The 21,546-nt window shown below is 67.0% G+C and carries 25 protein-coding genes; 15 read left to right on the top strand and 10 right to left on the bottom strand.

The window, feature by feature from the left end:
• Positions 1-92: 92 nt before the first annotated feature.
• Both ACLJPD_RS18650 and ACLJPD_RS18655 read right to left on the bottom strand, forming a co-directional pair.
• Positions 93-1,295 (bottom strand): M20 family metallopeptidase, encoded by a 1,203-nt coding sequence (locus tag ACLJPD_RS18650; RefSeq protein ID WP_410873590.1) that lies wholly within the window; start codon positions 1,293-1,295, stop codon positions 93-95.
• A 49-nt stretch (positions 1,296-1,344) separates the two neighbouring features.
• On the bottom strand, positions 1,345-2,046 hold the full coding sequence (locus tag ACLJPD_RS18655; RefSeq protein WP_410873592.1) for an enoyl-CoA hydratase-related protein: 702 nt from the start codon (positions 2,044-2,046) through the stop codon (positions 1,345-1,347).
• Positions 2,047-2,274: 228 nt separating this feature from the next.
• Here ACLJPD_RS18655 and ACLJPD_RS18660 point away from each other — a divergent pair, with 228 nt between their 5' ends.
• Together ACLJPD_RS18660 and ACLJPD_RS18665 are read left to right on the top strand one after the other, a co-directional pair.
• Complete coding sequence (locus ACLJPD_RS18660) at positions 2,275-3,054, top strand: purine-nucleoside phosphorylase (protein ID WP_410873594.1); 780 nt, start codon at positions 2,275-2,277, stop codon at positions 3,052-3,054.
• Positions 3,055-4,563, top strand: coding sequence for a phospho-sugar mutase (locus tag ACLJPD_RS18665; RefSeq protein ID WP_410873596.1), 1,509 nt, complete (start codon positions 3,055-3,057; stop codon positions 4,561-4,563).
• Positions 4,564-4,579: 16 nt separating this feature from the next.
• Here ACLJPD_RS18665 and upp read toward each other — a convergent pair whose 3' ends face one another.
• Positions 4,580-5,203 (bottom strand): uracil phosphoribosyltransferase, encoded by a 624-nt coding sequence (gene upp, locus ACLJPD_RS18670; RefSeq protein WP_410873598.1) that lies wholly within the window; start codon positions 5,201-5,203, stop codon positions 4,580-4,582.
• A gap of 146 nt (positions 5,204-5,349) precedes the next feature.
• On the opposite strand from upp, the gene ACLJPD_RS18675 reads away from it, so the two are divergent.
• The 5 genes from ACLJPD_RS18675 to ACLJPD_RS18695 are packed head-to-tail and all read left to right on the top strand — an operon-like array spanning position 5,350 to position 8,780.
• The gene (locus ACLJPD_RS18675; protein ID WP_410873600.1) at positions 5,350-5,682 is read left to right on the top strand and encodes a hypothetical protein; all 333 of its coding nucleotides are present in this window, start codon (positions 5,350-5,352) and stop codon (positions 5,680-5,682) included.
• Positions 5,679-6,821 carry a C40 family peptidase gene (locus ACLJPD_RS18680; protein ID WP_410873602.1) on the top strand — a complete coding sequence of 381 codons (1,143 nt, stop codon included), beginning with the start codon at positions 5,679-5,681 and terminating at the stop codon, positions 6,819-6,821. The genes ACLJPD_RS18675 and ACLJPD_RS18680 overlap by 4 nt, the downstream gene beginning before the upstream one ends.
• On the top strand, positions 6,818-7,171 hold the full coding sequence (locus ACLJPD_RS18685; protein ID WP_410873604.1) for a hypothetical protein: 354 nt from the start codon (positions 6,818-6,820) through the stop codon (positions 7,169-7,171). Before ACLJPD_RS18680 ends, ACLJPD_RS18685 begins: the two co-directional genes overlap by 4 nt.
• Entirely contained in the window at positions 7,168-7,527 is a 360-nt protein-coding gene (locus ACLJPD_RS18690) for a YbaB/EbfC family nucleoid-associated protein (RefSeq protein ID WP_410873606.1), read from the top strand. The genes ACLJPD_RS18685 and ACLJPD_RS18690 overlap by 4 nt, the downstream gene beginning before the upstream one ends.
• Positions 7,528-7,541: 14 nt before the next feature.
• Positions 7,542-8,780, top strand: coding sequence for a primosomal protein (locus ACLJPD_RS18695; RefSeq protein WP_410873608.1), 1,239 nt, complete (start codon positions 7,542-7,544; stop codon positions 8,778-8,780).
• Between the two features lie 51 nt (positions 8,781-8,831).
• Here ACLJPD_RS18695 and ACLJPD_RS18700 read toward each other — a convergent pair whose 3' ends face one another.
• From ACLJPD_RS18700 to ACLJPD_RS18715, 4 genes are all read right to left on the bottom strand, one after another.
• Complete coding sequence (locus ACLJPD_RS18700; RefSeq protein WP_410873610.1) at positions 8,832-9,929, bottom strand: adenosine deaminase; 1,098 nt, start codon at positions 9,927-9,929, stop codon at positions 8,832-8,834.
• 163 nt (positions 9,930-10,092) lie between these two features.
• On the bottom strand, positions 10,093-10,512 hold the full coding sequence (locus ACLJPD_RS18705; protein WP_410873612.1) for a hypothetical protein: 420 nt from the start codon (positions 10,510-10,512) through the stop codon (positions 10,093-10,095).
• 130 nt (positions 10,513-10,642) lie between these two features.
• A complete protein-coding gene (locus tag ACLJPD_RS18710; RefSeq protein ID WP_410873614.1) occupies positions 10,643-11,929 on the bottom strand; it encodes a thymidine phosphorylase in 1,287 nt (428 codons plus the stop codon).
• Between the two features lie 26 nt (positions 11,930-11,955).
• The gene (locus ACLJPD_RS18715; protein ID WP_410873616.1) at positions 11,956-12,357 is read right to left on the bottom strand and encodes a cytidine deaminase; all 402 of its coding nucleotides are present in this window, start codon (positions 12,355-12,357) and stop codon (positions 11,956-11,958) included.
• A 289-nt stretch (positions 12,358-12,646) separates the two neighbouring features.
• Between ACLJPD_RS18715 and sdhC the strand changes: the two genes are divergently transcribed.
• From sdhC to ACLJPD_RS18745, 6 genes are all read left to right on the top strand, one after another.
• Positions 12,647-13,051, top strand: a complete 405-nt coding sequence (sdhC, locus tag ACLJPD_RS18720) for a succinate dehydrogenase, cytochrome b556 subunit (RefSeq protein ID WP_410873618.1) — start codon at positions 12,647-12,649, stop codon at positions 13,049-13,051.
• A 1-nt stretch (position 13,052) separates the two neighbouring features.
• Complete coding sequence (locus ACLJPD_RS18725) at positions 13,053-13,487, top strand: succinate dehydrogenase hydrophobic membrane anchor subunit (RefSeq protein ID WP_410873620.1); 435 nt, start codon at positions 13,053-13,055, stop codon at positions 13,485-13,487.
• Positions 13,488-13,521: 34 nt separating this feature from the next.
• Entirely contained in the window at positions 13,522-15,273 is a 1,752-nt protein-coding gene (gene sdhA / locus ACLJPD_RS18730) for a succinate dehydrogenase flavoprotein subunit (protein WP_410874487.1), read from the top strand.
• Complete coding sequence (locus tag ACLJPD_RS18735) at positions 15,273-16,043, top strand: succinate dehydrogenase iron-sulfur subunit (protein WP_301905090.1); 771 nt, start codon at positions 15,273-15,275, stop codon at positions 16,041-16,043. Before sdhA ends, ACLJPD_RS18735 begins: the two co-directional genes overlap by 1 nt.
• A gap of 141 nt (positions 16,044-16,184) precedes the next feature.
• Positions 16,185-16,694 carry a hypothetical protein gene (locus ACLJPD_RS18740; RefSeq protein WP_410873622.1) on the top strand — a complete coding sequence of 170 codons (510 nt, stop codon included), beginning with the start codon at positions 16,185-16,187 and terminating at the stop codon, positions 16,692-16,694.
• A gap of 68 nt (positions 16,695-16,762) precedes the next feature.
• Positions 16,763-17,239: a hypothetical protein gene (locus ACLJPD_RS18745; RefSeq protein ID WP_410873624.1), complete on the top strand. Its 477-nt coding sequence runs from the start codon at positions 16,763-16,765 to the stop codon at positions 17,237-17,239.
• Between the two features lie 20 nt (positions 17,240-17,259).
• Here ACLJPD_RS18745 and ACLJPD_RS18750 read toward each other — a convergent pair whose 3' ends face one another.
• Positions 17,260-18,150, bottom strand: coding sequence for a fructosamine kinase family protein (locus ACLJPD_RS18750; protein WP_410873626.1), 891 nt, complete (start codon positions 18,148-18,150; stop codon positions 17,260-17,262).
• A gap of 206 nt (positions 18,151-18,356) precedes the next feature.
• Between ACLJPD_RS18750 and ACLJPD_RS18755 the strand changes: the two genes are divergently transcribed.
• Entirely contained in the window at positions 18,357-19,586 is a 1,230-nt protein-coding gene (locus ACLJPD_RS18755; protein ID WP_410873628.1) for a cytochrome P450, read from the top strand.
• Between the two features lie 28 nt (positions 19,587-19,614).
• The gene (locus tag ACLJPD_RS18760) at positions 19,615-20,331 is read left to right on the top strand and encodes a TetR/AcrR family transcriptional regulator (protein WP_410873629.1); all 717 of its coding nucleotides are present in this window, start codon (positions 19,615-19,617) and stop codon (positions 20,329-20,331) included.
• 9 nt (positions 20,332-20,340) lie between these two features.
• Here the strand turns inward: ACLJPD_RS18760 and ACLJPD_RS18765 are convergent, their stop codons facing one another.
• Both ACLJPD_RS18765 and ACLJPD_RS18770 read right to left on the bottom strand, forming a co-directional pair.
• Entirely contained in the window at positions 20,341-21,012 is a 672-nt protein-coding gene (locus ACLJPD_RS18765) for a JAB domain-containing protein (RefSeq protein WP_410873631.1), read from the bottom strand.
• Between the two features lie 113 nt (positions 21,013-21,125).
• Positions 21,126-21,365: a type II toxin-antitoxin system VapB family antitoxin gene (locus tag ACLJPD_RS18770; protein ID WP_410873633.1), complete on the bottom strand. Its 240-nt coding sequence runs from the start codon at positions 21,363-21,365 to the stop codon at positions 21,126-21,128.
• Positions 21,366-21,546: the final 181 nt, after the last annotated feature.

The raw sequence follows: 21,546 nt of genomic DNA on the forward strand, positions 1-21,546 counted from the left end.
CGCTGCGTTCTCCCGCGCGATCGAGTGGGTACCCACACCCACCGATAGCGCGTCGGAGCCTGCGCGTGCGGTGCCCGGATGGCCGGAAATGGTCACCGAATATCCTCCTGTCGGTCGATCAGCCGTTGCAACAACCTGTCCCTGTGTACTTCATCGCCCGCTATCGCGACAGCGGTACGCGCCAACGCCAGCGCGCCGTCGAGCACCGCGCGGTCCGCCGAGGCGTTCACGGCGGCGGCGGCGAACTCCGGCTGATGGGTCGCCGCGCCACCGGCATCGATGCCGATCACCGGGTGGATACCGGGGATCACGTTGGTGACGTTGCCCATGTCGGTACTCCCGAGCGGCCGCAGCACCTCGAGCTCGGGCGCGATCGGCACCCGTCCCAGTCCGGTGATCTGCGCGCGGTAGGCAGCGGAGAGAACCGGATCGGGGGTGAGCTCGGTATAGGTGGGCGCGAGCGTCCGGATGTCGTGGGTGCAGCCGGTCGCCAGGGCGCCCGCTTCGAAACACGCCTTCGCTCGCCGCATCAGGTCGTCGAGTGAGCCGAAATCGGCCGCACGGAGGTAGTACAGCAACTCCGCGCGTCCGGGCACGATATTGGGGGCAACACCACCGTCGGACACTATACCGTGCAGCTGCTGACCAGGCCGTAGATGCTGGCGTAGCAAGCCGACGGCAACCTGGGTCACGGTGACCGCGTCGCCCGCGTTGCGGCCCAGTTCCGGCGCGGCGCTGGCATGCGCCTCACGGCCGTGGAAGACGATGGCGAGGTCGGCCAGTGCCAGTGATCGCGCGCCGACGATATCGGCGGGTCCGGGGTGGACCATCATCGCCATCGCGATGTCGTCGAAGGCGCCCGCTTCCAGCATGAGCACCTTGCCGCCGCCGCTCTCCTCCGCGGGTGTACCGAGCACGACCACGGTCAGCCCGAGCGCGTCGGCCACGGCGGCCAATCCGAGGGCGGCGCCGACAGCGGACGCGGCGATGATGTTGTGTCCGCAGGCGTGCCCGATCTCGGGTAGCGCGTCGTATTCGGCGCAGATGCCGACGGTCAGCGGGCCGCTGCCGTAGACGGCGCGAAAGGCCGTCGACAGTCCGGCGATACCGGTGGTGACGGCGAATCCGCGCTCGACCAGCGGCGCGAGGACCTTGGCGACGCTACGCATTTCGGCGAAGGCCAGCTCGGGTTCGGCGTGGATCGCGTGCGAGAGCCCGATCAGCTCGTCGGAGGCAGCCACAATCGCGGTGTCGGAGGCGGTGGCTGTGAGTTCGCCGGTGCGCGAGGGTGCCATGGCACCAGTCTTGCATCAGTGCCCGACAGCGGCGCACCGGCGAGCGTGGTCAGTTGCCGAAGGGGAGGTTCTCCGGGGTGACCGGGGTGGCCAGCGCGGCGAGGGTTTCGGCGTGCAGCGCGGTCTTGATGATCGGGGTGATCGGCTTGCGCAGGGCGGTCAGCGCGGCGGCGCGGGCGATCGCGGTGGGCAGCACCTCGTCGGCGTCGGCCTTGGCATCGGCGATGCCCGCGGCGAGGGCCTCGTCGGCGCCGAAGCGGTGGCCGGTGGTCATCGCCTGGACGCACACCTGGTTGCTCAGGCGACCCTTCAGCAAGCCGTTCATGCCGATCGTGAACGGCATGCCGAGGTGCACCTCGGGCAGCGACCAGAAGCCGCGGTCACCGCGCATCACGCGGAAGTCGTGGGAGGTGGCCAGCATGGCGCCCGCGCCGAACGCGTGGCCGTTGACCGCGGCGACCGTCGGCATCGGGAAGGTCAGCAGGCGGGTGTAGAGGGAGTGCACCCGGTCGAGGTAGCCGTGGATCTTGTCGAGGTTGCCGAAGACGTAGTCGGTGTCGAGGCCGTTGCTGTAGTACTTGCCGGTCGCGACGGTGACCAGCGCGGCAGCACCCTCGGACGCCTCGACCTTGTCGAGTGCGCCGTGGAAGGCGTCGATCCAGTCCGGCGAAAAACGGTTCTCGTTATCGGTCTCGCCCTCGTTGCCGAGGTACAGGACGAAAACATCACCAGAGCGCTCCAAATACGGCATGCAGGGAGAATAGTCTGCACCTGAACCCTGCCCTACTCGTGGGTAGGCACCTACTCAGCCCCGCACGACCCGACCCCGAGGAGGGTTCGCCGCGCAGCGGCGGTTCGCGGCCGTCCCGACGATCAGGTGCCGTTGCGTAGGCGACGAAGGAGCAAGCAACGGTGCCTGATCGTCGGGACACACGTGGCCGCGAACTCGAGCGCGCCAGCGCTCCAATAAACTCTGCTCATGACTGCCGAACAGGCCGCTGCGGCGATTGCCGAACGTACGGGAGTGCCGCGTCATCGCGTGGCCGTGGTGTTGGGATCGGGGTGGCAGGAGGCAGCGGCCGAGATCGGCGCGCCACATGCCTCGATCCCCATGACGGAGCTACCCGGCTTCGGAAAACCCAGTGCGCAGGGCCACGGCGGCATGGTGCATTCGGTCACCGTGAACGACAACGAAGTGCTGCTGCTGATGGGGCGTCAGCATCTGTACGAGGGCTATACGCCGCAGCAGGTGGTGCATCCGGTGACCGCGGCGATCGCGGCGGGCGCCGAGATCGTGCTGCTCACCAATGCCGCGGGCGGGCTGCGGGCGGGGCTGCAGGTCGGCGAGCCGGTGCTGATCGCCGACCACATCAACCTCACCGCGCGTACCCCACTTGTCGGTGCGCGGTTCGTCGATCTGGTCGATGCCTGGGATCCCGAATTGCGCGCGCTGACAAGGGAAATCGACCCGAGCCTGACCGAGGGTGTGTACGCCGGACTCACCGGTCCGCAGTACGAGACGCCTGCCGAGATCCGCATGCTCGCGACCATCGGCGCCGATCTGGTCGGCATGTCGACGGTGCTCGAGGCGATCGAGGCGCGTTCGCTCGGCGCGAAGGTGCTCGGCATCTCGCTGGTCACCAATATGGCCGCGGGCGTGACCGGAGAACACCTTTCGCATGCCGAGGTGCTGGCCGAGGGACAGGCCGCGGCGCCGCGGCTCGGCAAGCTGCTGCGCGGCATTCTGGAGCGCGTGTAGATGCTGCGCTTCGGGACCGCAGGCCTGCGTGGACCGTTGCGCGATGGCCCGGACGGGATGAACGTGACCACGGTGTCGCGGGCCACGGCCGGGCTGGCCGACTGGTTGCGTGAGCGGTGCCTCGGCGGTGGGGCCGTGGTGGTCGGGCGGGACGCACGACACGGGTCGGCGGAGTTCGCCACGGCAACCGCCGAGATCTTCACTGCCGCGGGCTTTCCCGTGACAGTGCTGCCGGATCCGGTACCCACCCCGGTGGTGGCGTTCGCGGTCCGCGAGCTGGGTGCGGTGGCGGGGGTGCAGATCACCGCCTCGCACAATCCGCCCGCCGACAACGGTTACAAGGTGTATCTCGACGGCGGGTCGCAGTTGCTCGCGCCTGCCGACAGCGAGATCGAGAAGTGCATCGAGGCGGTTGTCGAACCTGTTGCGCGGGAGCCTGTCTCGGTTTCCGGTGCCGATCTGGTCGATCGCTATCTCGCGCGCGTCGCGGAATTGCCCGGCCTGCTCGGCGGTCCCGGCGAGCGGGCGGATGTGCGGATCGCGCTCACCGCGCTGCACGGTGTCGGCGGTGAGCTCGCGGTGCGTGCGCTGGCCGCGGCGGGGTTCGCCGACGTGCACGTGGTCGACGAACAGTTCGCCCCCGACCCCGATTTCCCCACCGTCGCCTTCCCCAACCCGGAAGAGCCGGGTGCGGCCGATCTGTTGCTCGCGCTGGCCGAGCGGATCGACGCCGACGTGGCGATCGCGCTCGATCCCGACGCCGATCGCTGCGCGCTCGGTGTGCCGGGTCCGGCTGGTTGGCACATGTTGCGCGGTGACGAAACCGGCGTGCTGCTGGCCGATTACGTGCTGCGCACCTCGCCGACCGATCCGCTGGTCGCCACAACCATCGTTTCCTCGCGTCTGCTGTCGAAGCTGGCGGACGCGCGTTCGGCGCGCTACGCCGAGACCCTGACCGGCTTCAAATGGCTGGCCAGAGCGGGCGACGGACTCGTCTACGCCTATGAAGAAGCCATCGGACACTGCGTCGATCCCTCGAAGGTCCGCGACAAGGACGGCATCTCGGCTGCGGTGGCTGCCGCTGATCTCGTCGCCCTGCTGAAGGCTAATGGCAGCACGCTGCAGGCCGAACTCGACTCCTACGCGGTCGAATTCGGCCTGCACGCAGGCGGCCAGGTCTCCCTGCGCCTACCCGATCAGGCCGCCGCGACCCTGCTGGCCGCCGCGCTCCGAGCGAACCCACCCAGCGAAATCGCCGGTACCCCGGTCAAATTCACCGATCAGTCACTGGTCCGTGGCCGGTTACGCACCGACGCACTGATCTTCGACGCCGACGACTTCCGCATCGTCGTCCGTCCTTCGGGCACCGAGCCGAAACTCAAGTGCTACCTGGAAGTATTCGCCCAGGTAGCCGACCGAGAAGACCTGAACAACGCGAGACAGGCTGCCGCCCAGCGACTCTCTGAACTCGCCACGTTCTGTCGAACGCTGGCAGCGGGCAGGGAATAGCCCGCCCGCGCTGAGTTCAGCGTGGACCGAACTGGCGGTCGCCCGCGTCGCCGAGGCCTGGGACGATGTAGGCGTGCTCGTTGAGTTTTTCGTCGATGGCGGCGGTGACCAAGCGGACCGGCAGGCCCGAGGCCGCGAGGGCGGCAACACCTTCGGGGGCCGAGACGACGCAGACGGCGGTGATGTCGGTGGCGCCGCGGGCGACGAGCAGTTCGATGGTGTGACGCATCGAGCCGCCGGTGGCCAGCATCGGGTCGAGGACGAAGACGGGCAGGCCGGTGAGGTCGGCGGGCAGGGATTCGAGGTACGGCACCGGCTCGTGGGTCTGCTCGTCGCGGGCGATGCCGACGAAGCCGACGCGGGCTTGCGGCACGAGTTCGGCTGCGGCGTAGACCATGCCGAGGCCGGCCCGCAGGACCGGAACCAGCAGCGGGGGCGCCGCCAATCGGACGCCGTCGGTGACCGCGACCGGCGTGTCGATCGGCTCGCGCACCACCGGCGCGTCGCGCAGCGCCTCGTACATGAGGATGCCGGTGAGATCGGCCAGAGCATTGCGGAAGGTGGCGTTGTCGGTGCGAACGTCCCGCATGGTGCTCAGCAGGGTCGCGGCCAGCGGATGGTCGACGGTGTCGGTGCGCATGAAAAGACGATAGGGTCGCTTGGCGGTTCGCGCCTACGACCACTGGGGAAATTTTCGCGGTATCAGGGAACCGAATGCGGAGTCGGTGCGTCCAAGACTGTGAGTGACGTACTCTGCCCGGGAACTCGAGGATTGGGGGAAGTTCGATGACGAAAAAGATGTCGGCCGATGCCGAGGGCATCATCGCCTACAGCGCGGCTGCCGAGGTGATGGCCACGGAACTGGCCACGGCGGCGGCTGGTTCGGCTGCCTCCGACCCCACCCTGCTCGGGCCCATCATGGGTCTCATCGGCGGCGATTTCACCGCCGCCTACTCCGCCGCCCACGCCGGTCACGTCGCGTCGATCGCCCAGCTCTCGGCCGTCATGGGCAGCATGGGGGTGGCCACCGCCGGCGCCGCGACCACCCTGGTCGAGACCGATCTGAACAACGCCGCCCCGCTCACCGCGGCCGCGGGCGATATCGGTACCGACGCATGATCGACCTCAGCGGGCTGGCTCAGCCCCTCCTCGATCTGCTGTCGAGCTTCGGCACCGGCGTACTCGGCACCGGCGGCGCGTCCGACGGCTTGCGCTCCACCTCGACCAACCTCGACCAGATCTATCAACAGGGTCGCACCAGCATCAACAATGTGAACACCGCGTGGGACGGCCAGGCCGTCGACGCGACCACCGCCAAGGCGCTGCGCGTGCAGAACTCCTCGGCCACCCTGTCCGACAACGGCACCGAGATGGCAACCGTCGTCGACCAGGCCGCGGCCTATGTGCAGACCGGGCAGAAGGAGCTCGACGGGATCGTCAACTCGTTCCTGTCCCAGGTGTCCGCGCTCAGCCCCACCCTCGCCACACCCGCCGGTCTGACCGCCGTGGTGAGCTCGGCGATCGACCACATCGGGCAGGGCATGGGCGTCGTCGGCCGGGTGCAGGACGAACTGGGCACCCAGACCGCCGCGATCCAGGAGCTCACCCCCGCACCGTCGAGCACGTCGCTGGCGGGCGTCACCTCCGGCGCGTCCAGCCTCGCGTCCTCGGCGTCGAGTTCCGGCCTGCTGTCGACCGCGGCGAGTGCGGGCAGCACGGTGCTCAGCTCCGTGGGCTCGGCGATGTCGACGGCGATGGGCGGCAGCAACAGCAGCGGCTCGAAGACCTCCACCGGCGGGACCTCCGGCGGCACAGGCGGGTCGACCGGGTCCTCGGCAGGGTCGGCGACGGAGCCCGGCACCGGGGTCAAGGTCACCCTGCCCGACGGCAGCACGGTCGAGGCACCCAACGAGCAGGCCGCCACCGCGGTTCGCTCCGCCATCGGCGCGGTCGGCACCCCGTACGTCTGGGGCGGCAACGACCCCCAATCGGGCATCGACTGCAGCGGGCTCACCCAGTACGCCTACGGCGAGGCCGGGGTCGAACTGCCGCGTCTGGCGCAGGAACAGCACATCGGTAATCCCCAGGTGTCCCCCGGTGACCTGATGCCGGGCGACCTGGCCGTGTGGGACGGCCATGTCGCGATGGTGGTCGGCAACGGGCAGCTCGTCGAGGCCGGCGATCCGGTTTCGATCAGTTCCATCCGAACGGAGAACAGTGGCATGGAGTTCTACGGCTTCTACAGGCCCACCTCATGACCGGCACGCCGATCCCCGAGGTGCCCAATGTGGAGTCCGCGGTCAGCACCAACCGGTCGGGCACGATCTCGGTCCGCGCGACCAGCATGGGTCTGCCGATCGCGCTCAAGTTCGAGCGCAGCGAATACCAGTTCGGCGCACAGGCACTGGCCGACGAGATCCTGCGCCTGACCCGACGCTCGACCATCGCCGCCGCCGCCCGCCTGCGCGAGGTCTACAGCGAGCAGGCGCAGATCCCCGATGAGCTGCTCGACAAGATGAACCTGCCCACCCGGCGTCAGGCGGTCGAGGAGCTCGATCGCATCGACGATGCCGACACCGGTCAGACGAGTTGGATGAGGCCACTGTGAGTGCGGAGATGGATGCCCTGGTCGCGGGCGTCACCGGAAAGCTCGAGGCGCTCGAGGCGGCGCTGTACGGGTTGAAGCAGGTCAACGGGCGGTTCACCACCGAGGACGGGCTGGTCACCGCAGAGGTGAACAGCGACGGCGCCCTCGTCGCCCTGCGGCTGGACGAAGGCATCACCACGCTGGCGCCCACCGAGGCCGCCGCGCTCATCCTGGCGGCCTGCAAACAGGCCACCGAGACCGCCGGTGAGGCCCGTTCCAACATCATTGCGACACTGAACGAATCGCTCGCCGGACCGAGTACACAGCCCGCCGGGCACTTAGCACCCGGGCCGGATAGTGCCCGGCGCTCGAGCTAGCTAGGCTTCGCGTCATGGCTTCTGGAGACATCGTCCCGATCGAGCTCGGTCTGACCGATGGCGATCTCGTCACCCTGTGGGCACCGCGCTGGCGCGACGGTGACGACGAGTGGGAGGCGTTCCTCGGTCACGAGGACGACCTCTACGGTTTCGAGTCCGTTGCGGAACTGGCGGCGTTCATCCGCACCAACTCCGACAACGACCTCGTCGACCACCCGTCCTGGGCGGTCATCGCCGGTCTTTCGGCCGCTGAGCTGGAGCCGGAGGAGAACTTCAGCTTCGATCTGGTCTCCGTGCCGGAACTGGCGGCGGGCGAGCCCGACGTCGACGTCGTCGGCGAGCTCGAGGACACCCTGGCGATGGTGCGCAATATCGCCGAGGTGTGCGAACTCGACGTGGTCACCAAGTTCTTCGGCAACAACCCGGTGCTCGGCGCACTGGCCAGCGGGGCGAGCACGTTCGTCGGCCGCGACGGCGAAGAGCTGTGGGATCAGGTCGGTGCCGCGATCGTCAAGGGCTGGGACGACGTGCTCGACGCGATCGACAGTGTCGTCAGCACGCCCGAGGTCGACGCGGCCGCGGTCGCCGTCGCCGAGGCGGAGCTGCTGGCGGCCGAGGAGAACGTCGTCGACGCCGACGATGCCGCGGAGGAGGAAGAGGAGTTCGAGAGCGTCGATCTCACCGCCGCCGACGAGGACGAAGAGGAGTCCTTCTGGGACGAGGTCGGCATCGACCCCGTCAAGATCGTCAACTCCGACGGCGAGCAGTTCACCCTGCGCTGCTACCTCGACGACGAGCCGATCTTCCTCGGTGACGGCCACACCATCACCGTCTTCGCTTCCGAGCGCGCACTGGCCCGCTACCTGGCCGACGATCACGAGCACGAGCTGGCCCGGGTCTCGACCTTCGCCGAGGTGCAGACCGCGGCCGTGGACGGTTCGCTCGAGGTCGAGGTGACCGACGAGAACGTCTACGTGCTCACCGGTCTGGTCGACGATCTGGCCGAGGGCCCCGAGGCGGTCGACGTCGAACAGCTCGATCTCGCTGTCGAACTGTTCAGCGACGCGGCCGACTACGCCGATGACGACAGTGTGGAAACGGCTCTCGCACCGTCGAATCCGCTCGGCTGGTACGTCTCGTACCTGCTCAACCCGGATCCGAACCGGATGGCGCCGAACCCGCCGTACGCGACGGAGGCCCAGCAGTTCCGCGATCTGCAGCGTGCGTTCGAAGCGCGGCTCGTCAGCGAATAGGTTTCGATGAGATCAGGGGTGGCACCGAGTCGGTGCCACCCCTGATCCATGTCACCCGAGAAGCACCGCGTAGCCCGGTTTGATCACTTCGTCGATGATCTTCAGCCGGTCCGGGAACGGGATGAAGGCCGATTTCATGGCGTTGATGGTGAAGCGTTCCAGGTCGCTCCAGCCGTAGCCGAAGGTGTCGACCAGCTTGGACATCTCCTCGCTCATGGAGGTGTCGCTCATCAGGCGGTTGTCGGTGTTGACCGTGACCCGGAAGCGCAGGCGGGCGAGCAGGTCGAACGGATGCTTGTCCAGCGAGGGCACCGCGCCGGTCTGCACGTTCGACGAGGGACACAGTTCCAGCGGCACCCGCATATCGCGCACGTAGTTCGCGACCAGCCCGAGCTGCGCGTCTTCGATTTCGCCAGGAACGCTGATGTCGTCGGTGATGCGCACCCCGTGGCCGAGCCGATCACAGCCGCAGAACGCGAGCGCCTCGTGGATCGAGGGCAGGCCGAACGCCTCGCCCGCGTGAATCGTGAAGTGCGCGTGGTTGGCTCGCAGGTATTCGAACGCGTCCAGGTGCCGGGTGGGTGGGAATCCCGCCTCGGCGCCCGCGATGTCGAACCCGCCCACTCCGGCATCACGGAACCGAACGGTCAGCTCCGCGATCTCGCGCGACCTGGCCGCGTGCCGCATCGCCGTGAGCAGACATGTCACCCGGATGACATTGCCCTGCTCCGCCGCGATCGCCTCCCCCTCCCGGAACCCGGCAAGGGTGTGCTCGACGACCTCGTCGAGTGTGAGGCCCTTCTCGAGATGCTGCTCGGGCGCGAACCGCACCTCCGCGTACACGACCCCATCAGCGGCGAGGTCGACAGCGCACTCCCGCGCCACCCTGCGCAGCCCCTCGGGGGTCTGCATCACCGCGACCGTGTGCGCGAACGTCTCCAGATACCGCTCCAACGACCCACTGTCGGCGGCGTCGCGAAACCACGCCCCCAAACTCTCGGCATCGGAAGCGGGTAATTCGTCATAGCCGCAGTCAGCGGCCAGCTCTAGCACCGTCGAGGGCCGCAGACCACCATCGAGGTGATCATGCAGCAGGGCCTTCGGTGCGCGTCGGATCGAAGCGAGGTCAAGGGGCGCCGGTCCAGTCATGTACTGACGGTAGCCGCACTCGCCGATCCCGGCAGCGAACTTCCCCCGTGGCCATCGTCTCGTTGATTATCTGACCTGCGAAAGACTATTGCGGGCCATCCACGCACGCTGCCCGCGCCGCACGAGCTCCCCCACGGTGCCCCGGCCTGCCCGCGCGACGCCGTCACCGGGTCGGCCATTCCGGCTCGCGCACCGCAGACCCGGCCCGGATCCAGCGGTTGGTGCCCGGCAGCACGGCGGTGACCAGCGTGGCGATGAGCAGCACGATCAGCGCCAGCGCGAACAGCGGTACTTCGAGCCCCCCGAACATGATCGTCGCCACGATACCCAGCGACGACCCGGCGACCACCCATGTCCGCCCTGACCGCTTTCGGTTGACCAGCAGAGCAGCGCCACGCAGATTCATCGCACCGATCACCCCCGTGCCGACCGCGATTATCAGCAGGATCGCGAAGCTGACGAGCCTGAAGTCAACGCTGTTCGGCTCGTGTGGCTTGTCGAGCGCCGCGAAGGCGCCGTAGCAAGCCCACCCGGCGATCGCGACCGCGCTCAGGCCGGTGACAACGGCGAGTATCTGCGCCACCGCAGCCGTCCGCCCACCGTCGTCTCGGTTTCCCCACCGCCCCATTGATCCTCCCGAACCGTCTTCCTCACCGTAGTGGGGCGCTGTGTCTTCGCCGCCACGATCCACACCTGGGCACAATCGCGCAGCCTCAGCCGATCCGGCCGAGGACCAGCTCCCCCGGCTTCGCCTCGGAAGCGGGTTCGACATCCACCGCGTCCGCGAGCGCAGCCAGAGCTCCGGCGAAGGCATCCGGCGTATCGGTATGCAAGGAGAGCAGCGGCTGGCCGGCCACCACCGAATCCCCCGGTTTGGCATGCATTTCGATACCGGCGCCCGCCTGCACCCGCTCACCCTGGCGTGCCCGGCCCGCACCGAGGCGCCAGGCGGCGATCCCGACGCCCATCGCGTCGAGCCGGGTGAGGACGCCGGTGGATTCGGCGCGGACGATCTCGGTATGACGCGCGACCGGCAGCGGCGCGGCCGGGTCACCGCCCTGCGCCTGGATCATCGCGCGCCAGTGATCCATGGCTCTGCCGTCGGCGAGCACATCGGCGGGGTCGACGTGCAGCCCCGCTTGGGCGACCATTTCGCGAGCGAGCGTCAGCGTCAGTTCGACCACGTCAGCAGGTCCCCCACCGGCGAGAACCTCTACCGACTCGGCGACCTCGAGCGCGTTGCCCGCGGTCCGGCCCAGCGGTGTGTCCATCGCGGTGAGCAGGGCGACCGTGTTCACTCCGGCGTCGCGGCCGAGCTCGACCATCGCGGTCGCCAGTTCGCGGGCGCCGTCGATGGTCTTGAGGAACGCGCCTGACCCGACCTTCACGTCCAGCACCAGGGCCGATGTCCCCTCGGCGATCTTCTTGCTCATGATCGAGCTCGCGATCAGCGGGATCGACTCGACCGTGCCGGTGACATCGCGCAGTGCGTAGAGCCGCTTGTCGGCCGGGGCCAGATCGGCGCCCGCCGCGCACACCACCGCGCCGATCGCGGGGTCGGCCAGGATCTCGCGCATGCGCGACCCGGTGACATCGGCCTGCCAGCCGGGAATCGATTCGAGTTTGTCCAGCGTGCCGCCGGTATGACCGAGTCCACGGCCCGACAGCTGGGGTACCGCGGCGCCACAGGCTGCCACCAGTGGGGCCAGCGGCAGGGTGATCTTGTCACCGACGCCGCCGGTGGAGTGCTTGTCGACGGTGGGCCGGGGCAGGTCGGTGAAATCCATCCGGCTGCCGGAGCCGATCATCGCCGCCGTCCACCGCGCGGTCTCGCGCCGGGTCATCCCGCGCCACACGATCGCCATGGCCAGCGCCGACATCTGCTCGTCGGCCACGATCCCCCGGGTGAACCCGTCGACCACCCAGTCGATCTGAGCATCCGACAGCTCACCGCCGTCGCGCTTACAGGTAATGATCGAAACCGCATCCAGTGCCGTCATGGCCCAAGTCTGGCACTGAGGTCCGACTATTGCCGTCCGGCGGCCAGATCATCCGGCCCGAAGGCGTAGGGCAGCAATTCGGACAGCGGCTTCGGGCCCTCGGCGTGATCCACCAGCAGTTCGCCCCCGCCGTGTTCGAACAGCAGCTGACGACACCGCCCGCACGGCATCAAGATCTCACCCCGGGAATCGGTCACGGAGACCGCCACGAGACGCCCGCCACCCGTCGCGAATAAGTTACCGACGAGTACGCATTCGGCACACAGGGTTAGCCCATATGAGACATTTTCCACATTGCATCCGCTCACAATTCGGCCATCCGCACTGAGAGCAGCGGCGCCGACCGGGAAACCCGAGTACGGCGCATACGCCGCCCCCATTGCCCGAATTGCCATGTCATGCAACGTATTCCAGTCAATTTCGGGCATCGAAAACCTCCAGCGGATCCCGTCGAACACCGGGAAACAGGGGCCGAAACACCAGTATCCGGCATCGAGAAAGGTAAACCTAACTCTGCTGTTTTACGCGCAACGCGCCGCACGCCGAATTAGTTCCGCGAAACAGAGGGGATTAGAGTTCAGCGAAGATCGGTTCAGGTTCCCGGCGGCGGGCCAGCGCTCCGAATACAGCGCAGCCACCTGGGCATTTGCCTCTCCACGCATGTCGGCGTCGGATCTGTGACCGGGTCCATCAACGACGTTGGAGGCACCGCACTCTATGACCACGATAGAAGCTCCGGCTCCGGCCCAGCCGAAGCGGAAGACGCTGTACCGCGGCGACCCCGGCATGTGGTCCTGGGCGCTGCACCGGATCACCGGTGTCACCCTGTTCTTCTTCCTCTTCGCGCATGTGTTGGACACGGCACTGGTCCGGGTCAACCCGGACACCTACGACCAGGCGATCGAGCTCTACAAGAACCCCGTCGTCGCGCTGATGGAGATGGGTCTCGTCGTCGCCGTCCTGTTCCACGCCCTCAACGGTGTGCGGGTCATTCTCGTCGACTTCTGGTCTCAGGGTCCGCGATACCAGAAGCAGATGCTGTGGGTTGTCGCCACCATCTGGATTCTGGTCTCCGCCGCCGGCGTCGGCCGCCAGTTCTTCTACCTGCTGACGGAGCACTGATATGTCCGCACCTGTCCTCGGCAAGTCCTACGATCGCCCGGCCAGCCTCGACTCCCCCCGCTCGCCGCGTGGCAAGTCGAACGGCAACTTCGAGAAGTACGCATGGCTGTTCATGCGCATCTCCGGCCTGTTCCTGATCATCCTGGTGCTCGGCCACATGTTCATCATGTTGATGATCGACGGTGGCGTGAACCGACTGAACTTCGCGTTCGTGGCCGGTCGCTGGTCCAGCCCGTTCTGGCAGTTCTGGGACCTGTCCATGCTGTGGCTGGCTCAGCTGCACGGCGGCAACGGTCTGCGCGTGATCATCGACGACTACTCGCGCAAGGACTCCACCCGGTTCTGGCTGAAGGTCATCCTCGTGCTGTCGATGATCCTGGTCATGGCAGTCGGCACGTACGTCATCTTCACCTTCGACCCCAACATCACAGGTTAGGAACAGGCCACCTCGCATGAGTGAATCCCGTCCGATTCAGGAGCATCGCTATGACGTGGTCATCGTCGGCGCCGGTGGCGCGGGCATGCGCGCGGCGATCGAGGCCGGCCCACGCGCCCGCACCGCGGTCCTGACCAAGCTGTACCCGACCCGCAGCCACACCGGCGCGGCCCAGGGTGGCATGTGCGCCGCGCTGGCCAACGTCGAAGAAGACAACTGGGAATGGCACACCTTCGACACCGTCAAGGGTGGCGACTACCTCGTCGACCAGGATGCCGCGGAGATCATGGCCAAAGAGGCCATCGACGCGGTCATGGACCTGGAGAAGATGGGCCTGCCGTTCAACCGCACGCCCGAGGGCAAGATCGACCAGCGTCGTTTCGGTGGCCACACCCGTGACCACGGCAAGGCGCCCGTGCGTCGCGCGTGTTATGCCGCCGACCGCACCGGTCACATGATCCTGCAGACGCTCTACCAGAACTGTGTCAAGCACGACGTCGAGTTCTACAACGAGTTCTACGTGCTCGACCTGGTGATGACCGACTCCGATCGTGGCCCCGTCGCCACCGGCGTCGTCGCCTACGAGCTGTCGACCGGCCAGATCCACATCTTCCACGCGAAGTCGATCGTGTTCGCCACCGGTGGCTCGGGCCGCATGTACAAGACCACCTCGAACGCGCACACACTGACCGGTGACGGCATGGCGATCGTGTTCCGCAAGGGCCTGCCGCTCGAGGACATGGAGTTCCACCAGTTCCACCCGACAGGCCTCGCGGGCCTCGGCATCCTCATCTCCGAGGCGGTGCGTGGTGAGGGTGGCATCCTGCGCAATGCCTCCGGTGAGCGCTTCATGGAGCGCTACGCCCCCACCATCAAGGACCTCGCGCCGCGCGACATCGTCGCCCGCTCGATGGTGCTCGAGGTGGCCGAGGGCCGTGGTGCGGGCCCGAACAAGGATTACGTCTACATCGACGTGACCCACCTGGGTGCCGACGTGCTCGAGGAGAAGCTGCCCGACATCACCGAGTTCGCGCGCACCTACCTCGGCGTCGACCCGGTGACCGAGCTGGTGCCGGTCATGCCGACCTGCCACTACGTCATGGGCGGTATCCCGACCAAGATCCGTGGCGAGGTGCTGCGCAACAACACCGACGTGGTCCCCGGCCTGTACGCCGCCGGTGAGTGCGCGTGTGTGTCGGTCCACGGCGCGAACCGTCTCGGCACCAACTCGCTGCTCGACATCAACGTGTTCGGCCGTCGCGCCGGCATCGCGGCCGCCGAGTACGCCAACCGCACCGAGTTCGTCGAGATGCCGGAGAACCCGTCGCAGATGGTGATGGACTGGCTCGAGCTGATCCTGTCCGACCACGGCAACGAGCGCGTGGCCGACATCCGCACCGAGCTGCAGGCCACGATGGATGCCAACGCGGGCGTGTTCCGCACCGAGGAAACCCTCAAGAAGGTCCTCACCGACATCCACACGCTCAAGGAGCGCTACACCCGGATCACGGTGCAGGACAAGGGCAAGCGCTACAACAGCGACCTGCTCGAGGCCGTCGAGCTCGGCTTCCTGCTCGAGCTGGCCGAGGTCACCGTCGTCGGCGCGCTCAACCGCAAGGAATCGCGTGGCGGCCACGCTCGCGAGGACTACCCGGACCGCGACGACGTGAACTTCATGCGGCACACGATGGCGTACAAGGAGGGGCCGGAGCTCATCTCCGAGATCCGCCTCGACTTCAAGCCGGTGGTGCAGACCCGCTACGAGCCGATGGAGCGTAAGTACTGATGACTGCTGCAGTCGATACCGCCAAGCAGAAGCCGGCGCCCGTGCCCGAGGGCTCGGTCATGGTCACCGTCAAGGTGGCCCGCTTCAACCCGGAGAACGGCCAGGGCGCCTACTGGGATTCGTTCCAGGTGCCGGTCCTGCCGACCGACCGCTTTCTCAACGTGCTCATCTACATCAAGTCCTACCTGGACGGCACCCTCACCTTCCGGCGCTCCTGCGCCCACGGTGTGTGTGGTTCCGACGCCATGCGGATCAACAATGTGAACCGCCTGGCGTGCAAGGTGCTGATGAAGGACCTGCTGCCCAAGGGCGACAAGACCCTCACCATGACCGTCGAGCCGATCCGCGGCCTGCCCGTGGAGAAGGACCTCGTGGTCGACATGGAGCCGTTCTTCGACGCGTTCCGCGCGGTGAAGCCCTACCTGATGACCTCGGGTAACGAGCCCACCCGCGAACAGATCCAGAGCCAGGCCGACCGGGCCCGCTTCGATGACACAACCAAGTGCATCCTGTGCGCCTGCTGCACCACGTCGTGCCCCGTCTACTGGACCGACGGCAGCTACTTCGGCCCCGCCGCGATCGTGAACGCGCACCGCTTCATCTTCGACAGCCGTGACGAAGGCGCCCGCGAGCGCCTCGACATCCTCAACGACGTCGAAGGTGTCTGGCGCTGCCGCACCACCTTCAACTGCACCGACGCGTGCCCCCGTGGCATCGAGGTCACCAAAGCGATCCAGGAAGTCAAGCGAGCCCTACTCTTCACCCGCTGATCTTTCCCGCTCGGCACAGGCCGTCTACACCGAAAGGTGTTGGCGGCCTTTGTCGTTCATCGGTACGCGCGGGAATGCCAGCAGAGTGGATAGTGTTACTATCCATAGTAGATAGTATCAGTATTCATTCTGGGAGTACCTATGATCACCCTCGTAGCTCTGATCGGCTCGCTCGTCGTCTTCCGGACGCTCGGAACACTCGGCGTGACCCGATTCGCCTCGTCGTCCGTCAGCGCCGCCCACGCACTGGCCGTCATGCTGGTGATGACGGGAACCGCGCACTTCATGCCCTCCAGCGTCACCGTGATGCCGAACTACGCCGACATGGTCGCGATGATCCCGCCGTTCTTCCCGTTCCCCGGCTTCATGGTCCTCGCCAGCGGCGTCCTGGAACTGCTCGCGGCCGTCGGCCTGATCCTCACCCGCACCCGCTGGCTGGCAGGCTGGGCCCTGGTCCCCCTGTTCCTCCTGCTACTGCCCGCCAACATCTACGCCGCCCTCAATGACATCCCCTTCGCGGGAGAGCCGGCATCGCCACTGTGGCAGCGAATCCCGGAGCAGGTGCTGTATATCAGCTTCGCCGTGTGGGCCACCCGATCAGCACCCCGTGTGGCGCCCGCGTGGCGGCGGCGTGAACCGTCGACAGTCTGAGCACGTTCCGCTAGCAGCGCGCCCATCGAAAGACGCAGGCCGCCTTTGCCATTCACTACGATTGCCAAATGTCGCAGACATGGATGCCGGTATTCGGTTACAACAACAAGGTCGTCCCTGCCAGCGGAATGCTGATCTGCGGGTCCATAGCTATCCTTATGACGCTCCGGCTCCCGCTCTTCGAGATCGACCGCAGACGAGGCCGACGAACCTACTCATTGTGGGACCTACGCGAAGTCGGCGCCCCCGGCGTACCACTACTGGTCTTCGGCGCGGCCCTGCTGGTCGTTGCGGGTTTCGTCACATACCGCCGACACATTCCGAGAGCGTTGCTGTCCTGCCTTGCGGTCGCCGAAGCCCTCGGCATCCTGATCGCGCTGAGCGTCGGATTCACGATCACCTTCGCAACCCTGGACTATCCAGCCTCCACCTCCATCACGTTCAACCCCTGCCTGCTGATCCTCGTCGGCGGGCTCACCACCGCCCTTGTGGGCTCATGGCAGCAGCCGAAGTTCCAGGATCACCGACCCGAACCGGCCGAGTAGACAGCTCTCTCTCCGATGAGCTAGCCGTAGCGGGCCGCCGCGTCCAGGACTGCGGTTCGGTAGGAGCGGCCGAAGAGGACGGCGTGGGCCAGTAGGAGGTGGAGTTGATGCAGGGGGATGCGGGTTTGCCAGTCGGGGGCCAGGGGGTGGACTTCGTTGTAGGCGGCGATGATTCGGGGAAGGTAGGGGGCGCCGCCGAAGAGGGACAGGGTGGATAGGTCTGTTTCGGGGTGGCCTCCGTGGGCGGCGGGGTCGATCAGCCAGGGGGTGTCGGAGGGGCCCCAGAGGATGTTGCCCGGCCAGAGGTCGCCGTGGATTCGGGCGGGGGGTTCGGTGGGGGCTTCGATGTGGATCGATTCGAGGTAGTCGGCGTCGGCGGGGTCGAGGGCACCCGCGTCGACGGCGAGTTTCAGGTACGGCTGGATTCGGTGCTCGCGGTACCAGGTCGGCCAGTCGTCGCCGGGGGTGTTGTCGAGGGGCAGGCCGGCGAGGAAACCCTCGGTGGCAGCGCCGAATTCGGGTGCGCCCGCGTCGTGGGTGACCGCCAATCCGGCACCGAACCGTTCCGCCGCCGCGGCGGTCGGCTCGGCATGGTCGACCCACTCCATTAGCAGCAGTTCATCGGTCTGCGCGTACAACTGCGGCACCGCCACTCCCTCGGCTTCCCGTAGCCAACGCAGCCCAGCTGCCTCCGCCGCGAAAAGGCCGGGTGGAGCGGGCACGGGCTCGGCGGTCGGTGCGGCGGATATCCCACCGGGCCAGGTCTTCAGAAACAGGTGCGTCCCGTCATCGAGCGCGATCCGCTCGGCGACGCTGATGGACCCACCCGCGACGGGCGTAGTCCGCAGCCGCTGATGAGCGAGGAAGGTCGGCAGCAGGTGCGGGTTCGCACGCAGAAACGGCAAGTCCACGTCGCCATCTTGCCCATGTGCGGCCGGTGACGGTCGGCGAATCGGAAGATCCACGGCGTGCGCCGCTCACCCGAATGAGACCGGACTACTTTGTGAACAGGTATTACTAAACGCTGTTCATAAATGCCATCGGCGTGGTTTCATGTCCTCGAACGTGTTCCACATCACGTCGTGACGTCCGCGCACCCGGACCGAAGGAGACAGCTGTGACCAGCACAAACATTCCCGCGGGGTTCGATTTCACCGATCCAGATCTGCTCGCGAGTCGATTGCCGATCGAAGAGTTCGCGCAGCTGCGGCGGACCTCGCCCGTTTGGTGGTGCGCGCAGTCCGACCGCGCCAGCGGGTTCGACGACGGCGGGTACTGGGTGGTGTCCAAGCTGGCCGACATCAAGGAGATCTCGAAGAATCCGGAGGACTTCTCCTCGCACGAGAACACCGCGATCATCCGATTCAACGAGGAGACCACCCGCGAGCAGATCGACATGCTCGGCAACATGCTGATGCTGAACCTGGATCCGCCGCAGCACACCAAGATTCGCCGCATCGTGTCGAAAGGCTTCACCCCGCGCGCGGTGGAGAACCTGCGGGCCGCGCTCACCGAGCGGGCCGAGAAGATCGTGTGGGAAGCCAAGAAGTCCGGTCGCGGCGACTTCGTCGAGCAGATCGCGTGCGAACTGCCGCTGCAGGCCATCGCCGAGCTGATCGGCGTGCCGCAGGAGGACCGCATGAAGCTGTTCGACTGGACCAACCAGATGATCTCCTACGACGATCCGGAGTTCGAGGGCAACCACCACACCGCGACCGCCGAGGTGATGGGCTACGCCTGGAACATGGCCGAGCAGCGCCGCGGCTGCCCGGCGGCCGACATCGTGACCCAGCTGGTCAACGCCGATGTCGACGGCGAGCACCTCGGTTCGGACGAGTTCGCGTTCTTCGTCATCCTGCTCGCGGTGGCGGGTAACGAGACCACCCGCAATTCGATCACCCACGGGATGAAGGCCTTCGTCGACAACCCGGACCAGTGGGAGCTCTACAAGCAGCAGCGCCCGCGCACCGCGCCGGACGAGATCGTGCGCTGGGCGACCCCGGTGACCGCGTTCCAGCGCACCGCGACGCGCGACCTGGAGCTCGGCGGGCAGCAGATAAAGAAAGGCCAGCGGATCGGATTGTTCTACAGCTCGGCCAATTTCGACGAGGACGCCTTCGCCGACCCGTTCCGGTTCGACGTCCAGCGCGATCCCAACCCGCACGTCGGCTTCGGCGGTACCGGAACGCACTACTGTGTCGGGGCGAATCTGGCCCGCCTGGAAATCGACCTGATGTTCAATGCCATTGCCGACGCCATGCCGAACCTGCGCCAGGTCGCCGAGCCGGTACGCCTGCGCAGCGGCTGGCTGAACGGCATCAAGCGCTGGGAGGTCGAATACGCTTGAATCGACACGTGATCGAGGGGGTGGCCGAGTGACGGGCAAGGCGCGTGGCCGTACGCCGACGGTGACCGATGCCGATATCCGGCGGGTCACGCGGGCGCTGCTGGCCGGGCACGGCCCCGAGTCGGTCACCCTGCGAGCGATCGCCCGCGAACTCGGTGTCACCGCACCCGCGCTGTACCGGCACTATTCCTCGCGCGACGAACTGCTCGAGCGGATGCGGGTGGAGTTCTGCGCCGATCTGGCCGAGTTCCTCTCGACCGAGATCGAGCCGCTGCCCGACGACGGCGCGGTGCAGTTCCTGGCCATCTGCCGGGGTTTCCGGCACTGGGCGCTGGCGAACCCCAGGGAATTCACCCTGGTGTTCGCCTCGCCCACCGCGCAACCGTCGATGATGCGCCGCTTCGACGAACCCTTCGGCCGGATCTTCCTCGCCGCCGCGGGCAGGCTGCTGGCGAACTTCGAGATCGCCACCCCACCGGAGGAAATCATCCCGGCCGAGCTACGCGAGGACCTCATCGGTTTCCAGGTCGACCTGCTCGCCATGCTCTCGGAGTCCGGCCAGAAGTTCCCCGCCGAGAAGCTCGACCTCGGTGTCACCTACCTGATGGTGCAGATCTGGGCCCGCCTGTTCGGCCACGTCACCCTCGAGGTGTTCGGCAACTACCCGATCCCGCTGGCCGACCCGGAGATCATGTTCGACGCCATGCTCGCCGACCTGGCCCGCACCACCGGTTTCGCCGACTGAGAACGCCGGTCATGGGAAAGGCGTTGCGGTTGACCAGGTTTCGCCCGCGACCACGATGTGATCGAGGTAGCGCAGCCCCACTGTGCGGGCGGCCTGGTGCAGCAGAGTGCTGGCTCGGCGGTCGTCAGGGCTGGGGGTCGGGTCGCCGGAGGGGTGGTTGTGGACCACGGCGAAAGCTCGACCGTCGTGGCGCAGGACGGCATTGAGGATTTCCCGGACGGGGACCGCCACGTGGTCAATGGCGCCTTCGGCGACGAAAGCGCGATGGCGCAGGCGGTTCTGGGTATCGCAGATGAGGACGAGAAGACGCTCTACCCGGGCACCGGCGAACAGTGGGAGCGCCACCGCCGCGATGTCTTCGGGGCTGGCCAGCTGCGCCAGCGCATCGGTGGGGGTGCGCGAGCGGGTGCCGAGGTGGAAGGCGGCGACGACCGTGGCGGCTTTGGCCGGGCCGATGCCCGCACGGGCGGCCAGTTCTTCGGGGCGGGCGGAGGCGAGCTCGGCCAATCCGCCGTAGTCGGCGATCAATTGGGCCGCGACCTCCAGCGCGGATTTGCCGCGGGTACCCTGGCCGAGCAGCAGCGCGAGTAGCTCGCCGTCGCTGAGCGCGTGCGCGCCGAGCATGAGCAGGCGCTCGCGCGGACGTTGGGCGACAGGCAAACTCGCGATCGGAACCGACATCGTTTCCCCCTGCGGATCGGTGACTACTCCGATAATCGCAGGGGGTACCGACAAGTCCGGGCTACCCCTCGGCCACCACGTGGGTGACAAAACCCGAACCTGGATCTGCCCCGCTAGGTAATAGGCTCTGGACTGAGGCCCGAATCGGAATCAAGGGCACTGCCCCGATCGGCAGTCGAATCCGTGCTGAATACGGAATCAGCCATCAACCGTTCCAGATTGCGTAGCTGGCGTTCGTGCACGACGATGCGGCGCAGCGCCTCGTTGACGGTGGCGTTGCTGTCGGCGGTGCCCATGATGTCGGCGGCAGCGGCCAGCAGTCGCTGATCGAGATCTATTCGCAGGGTGCGCACACATCCTCCTCATCTACGAACGCAATCTTGCGTGATGACCACCGGACTCGTCGGCTAATTCACCGCGTCGTTACCGAACCCTCGCGTTCGCAAGTCCGCACAGCGACCGCTGACATCGGTCAGCAAGCACACAGAAAACACAGTTCACCGCCGGAATCCGCGAGCGACCAACCCTGCAACT

This window comes from Nocardia sp. A7 (assembly GCF_046549215.1).
Taxonomy (GTDB): domain Bacteria; phylum Actinomycetota; class Actinomycetes; order Mycobacteriales; family Mycobacteriaceae; genus Nocardia.

Excerpts from the sequence above, each read along its gene's own strand:
- ACLJPD_RS18700 (WP_410873610.1), bottom strand. The coding sequence starts at position 9,929 with ATGACTGGACCGGCGCCCCTTGACCTCGCTTCGATCCGACGCGCACCG.
- ACLJPD_RS18695 (WP_410873608.1), top strand. The coding sequence starts at position 7,542 with ATGGCTTCTGGAGACATCGTCCCGATCGAGCTCGGTCTGACCGATGGC.
- ACLJPD_RS18725 (WP_410873620.1), top strand. The coding sequence starts at position 13,053 with ATGTCCGCACCTGTCCTCGGCAAGTCCTACGATCGCCCGGCCAGCCTC.
- sdhC (WP_410873618.1), top strand. The coding sequence starts at position 12,647 with ATGACCACGATAGAAGCTCCGGCTCCGGCCCAGCCGAAGCGGAAGACG.
- ACLJPD_RS18660 (WP_410873594.1), top strand. The coding sequence starts at position 2,275 with ATGACTGCCGAACAGGCCGCTGCGGCGATTGCCGAACGTACGGGAGTG.
- ACLJPD_RS18710 (WP_410873614.1), bottom strand. The coding sequence starts at position 11,929 with ATGACGGCACTGGATGCGGTTTCGATCATTACCTGTAAGCGCGACGGC.
- ACLJPD_RS18715 (WP_410873616.1), bottom strand. The coding sequence starts at position 12,357 with ATGCCCGAAATTGACTGGAATACGTTGCATGACATGGCAATTCGGGCA.
- ACLJPD_RS18765 (WP_410873631.1), bottom strand. The coding sequence starts at position 21,012 with ATGTCGGTTCCGATCGCGAGTTTGCCTGTCGCCCAACGTCCGCGCGAG.
- ACLJPD_RS18650 (WP_410873590.1), bottom strand. The coding sequence starts at position 1,295 with ATGGCACCCTCGCGCACCGGCGAACTCACAGCCACCGCCTCCGACACC.
- upp (WP_410873598.1), bottom strand. The coding sequence starts at position 5,203 with ATGCGCACCGACACCGTCGACCATCCGCTGGCCGCGACCCTGCTGAGC.
- ACLJPD_RS18655 (WP_410873592.1), bottom strand. The coding sequence starts at position 2,046 with ATGCCGTATTTGGAGCGCTCTGGTGATGTTTTCGTCCTGTACCTCGGC.
- ACLJPD_RS18685 (WP_410873604.1), top strand. The coding sequence starts at position 6,818 with ATGACCGGCACGCCGATCCCCGAGGTGCCCAATGTGGAGTCCGCGGTC.
- ACLJPD_RS18680 (WP_410873602.1), top strand. The coding sequence starts at position 5,679 with ATGATCGACCTCAGCGGGCTGGCTCAGCCCCTCCTCGATCTGCTGTCG.
- ACLJPD_RS18740 (WP_410873622.1), top strand. The coding sequence starts at position 16,185 with ATGATCACCCTCGTAGCTCTGATCGGCTCGCTCGTCGTCTTCCGGACG.
- ACLJPD_RS18665 (WP_410873596.1), top strand. The coding sequence starts at position 3,055 with ATGCTGCGCTTCGGGACCGCAGGCCTGCGTGGACCGTTGCGCGATGGC.
- ACLJPD_RS18675 (WP_410873600.1), top strand. The coding sequence starts at position 5,350 with ATGACGAAAAAGATGTCGGCCGATGCCGAGGGCATCATCGCCTACAGC.
- ACLJPD_RS18735 (WP_301905090.1), top strand. The coding sequence starts at position 15,273 with ATGACTGCTGCAGTCGATACCGCCAAGCAGAAGCCGGCGCCCGTGCCC.
- ACLJPD_RS18745 (WP_410873624.1), top strand. The coding sequence starts at position 16,763 with ATGTCGCAGACATGGATGCCGGTATTCGGTTACAACAACAAGGTCGTC.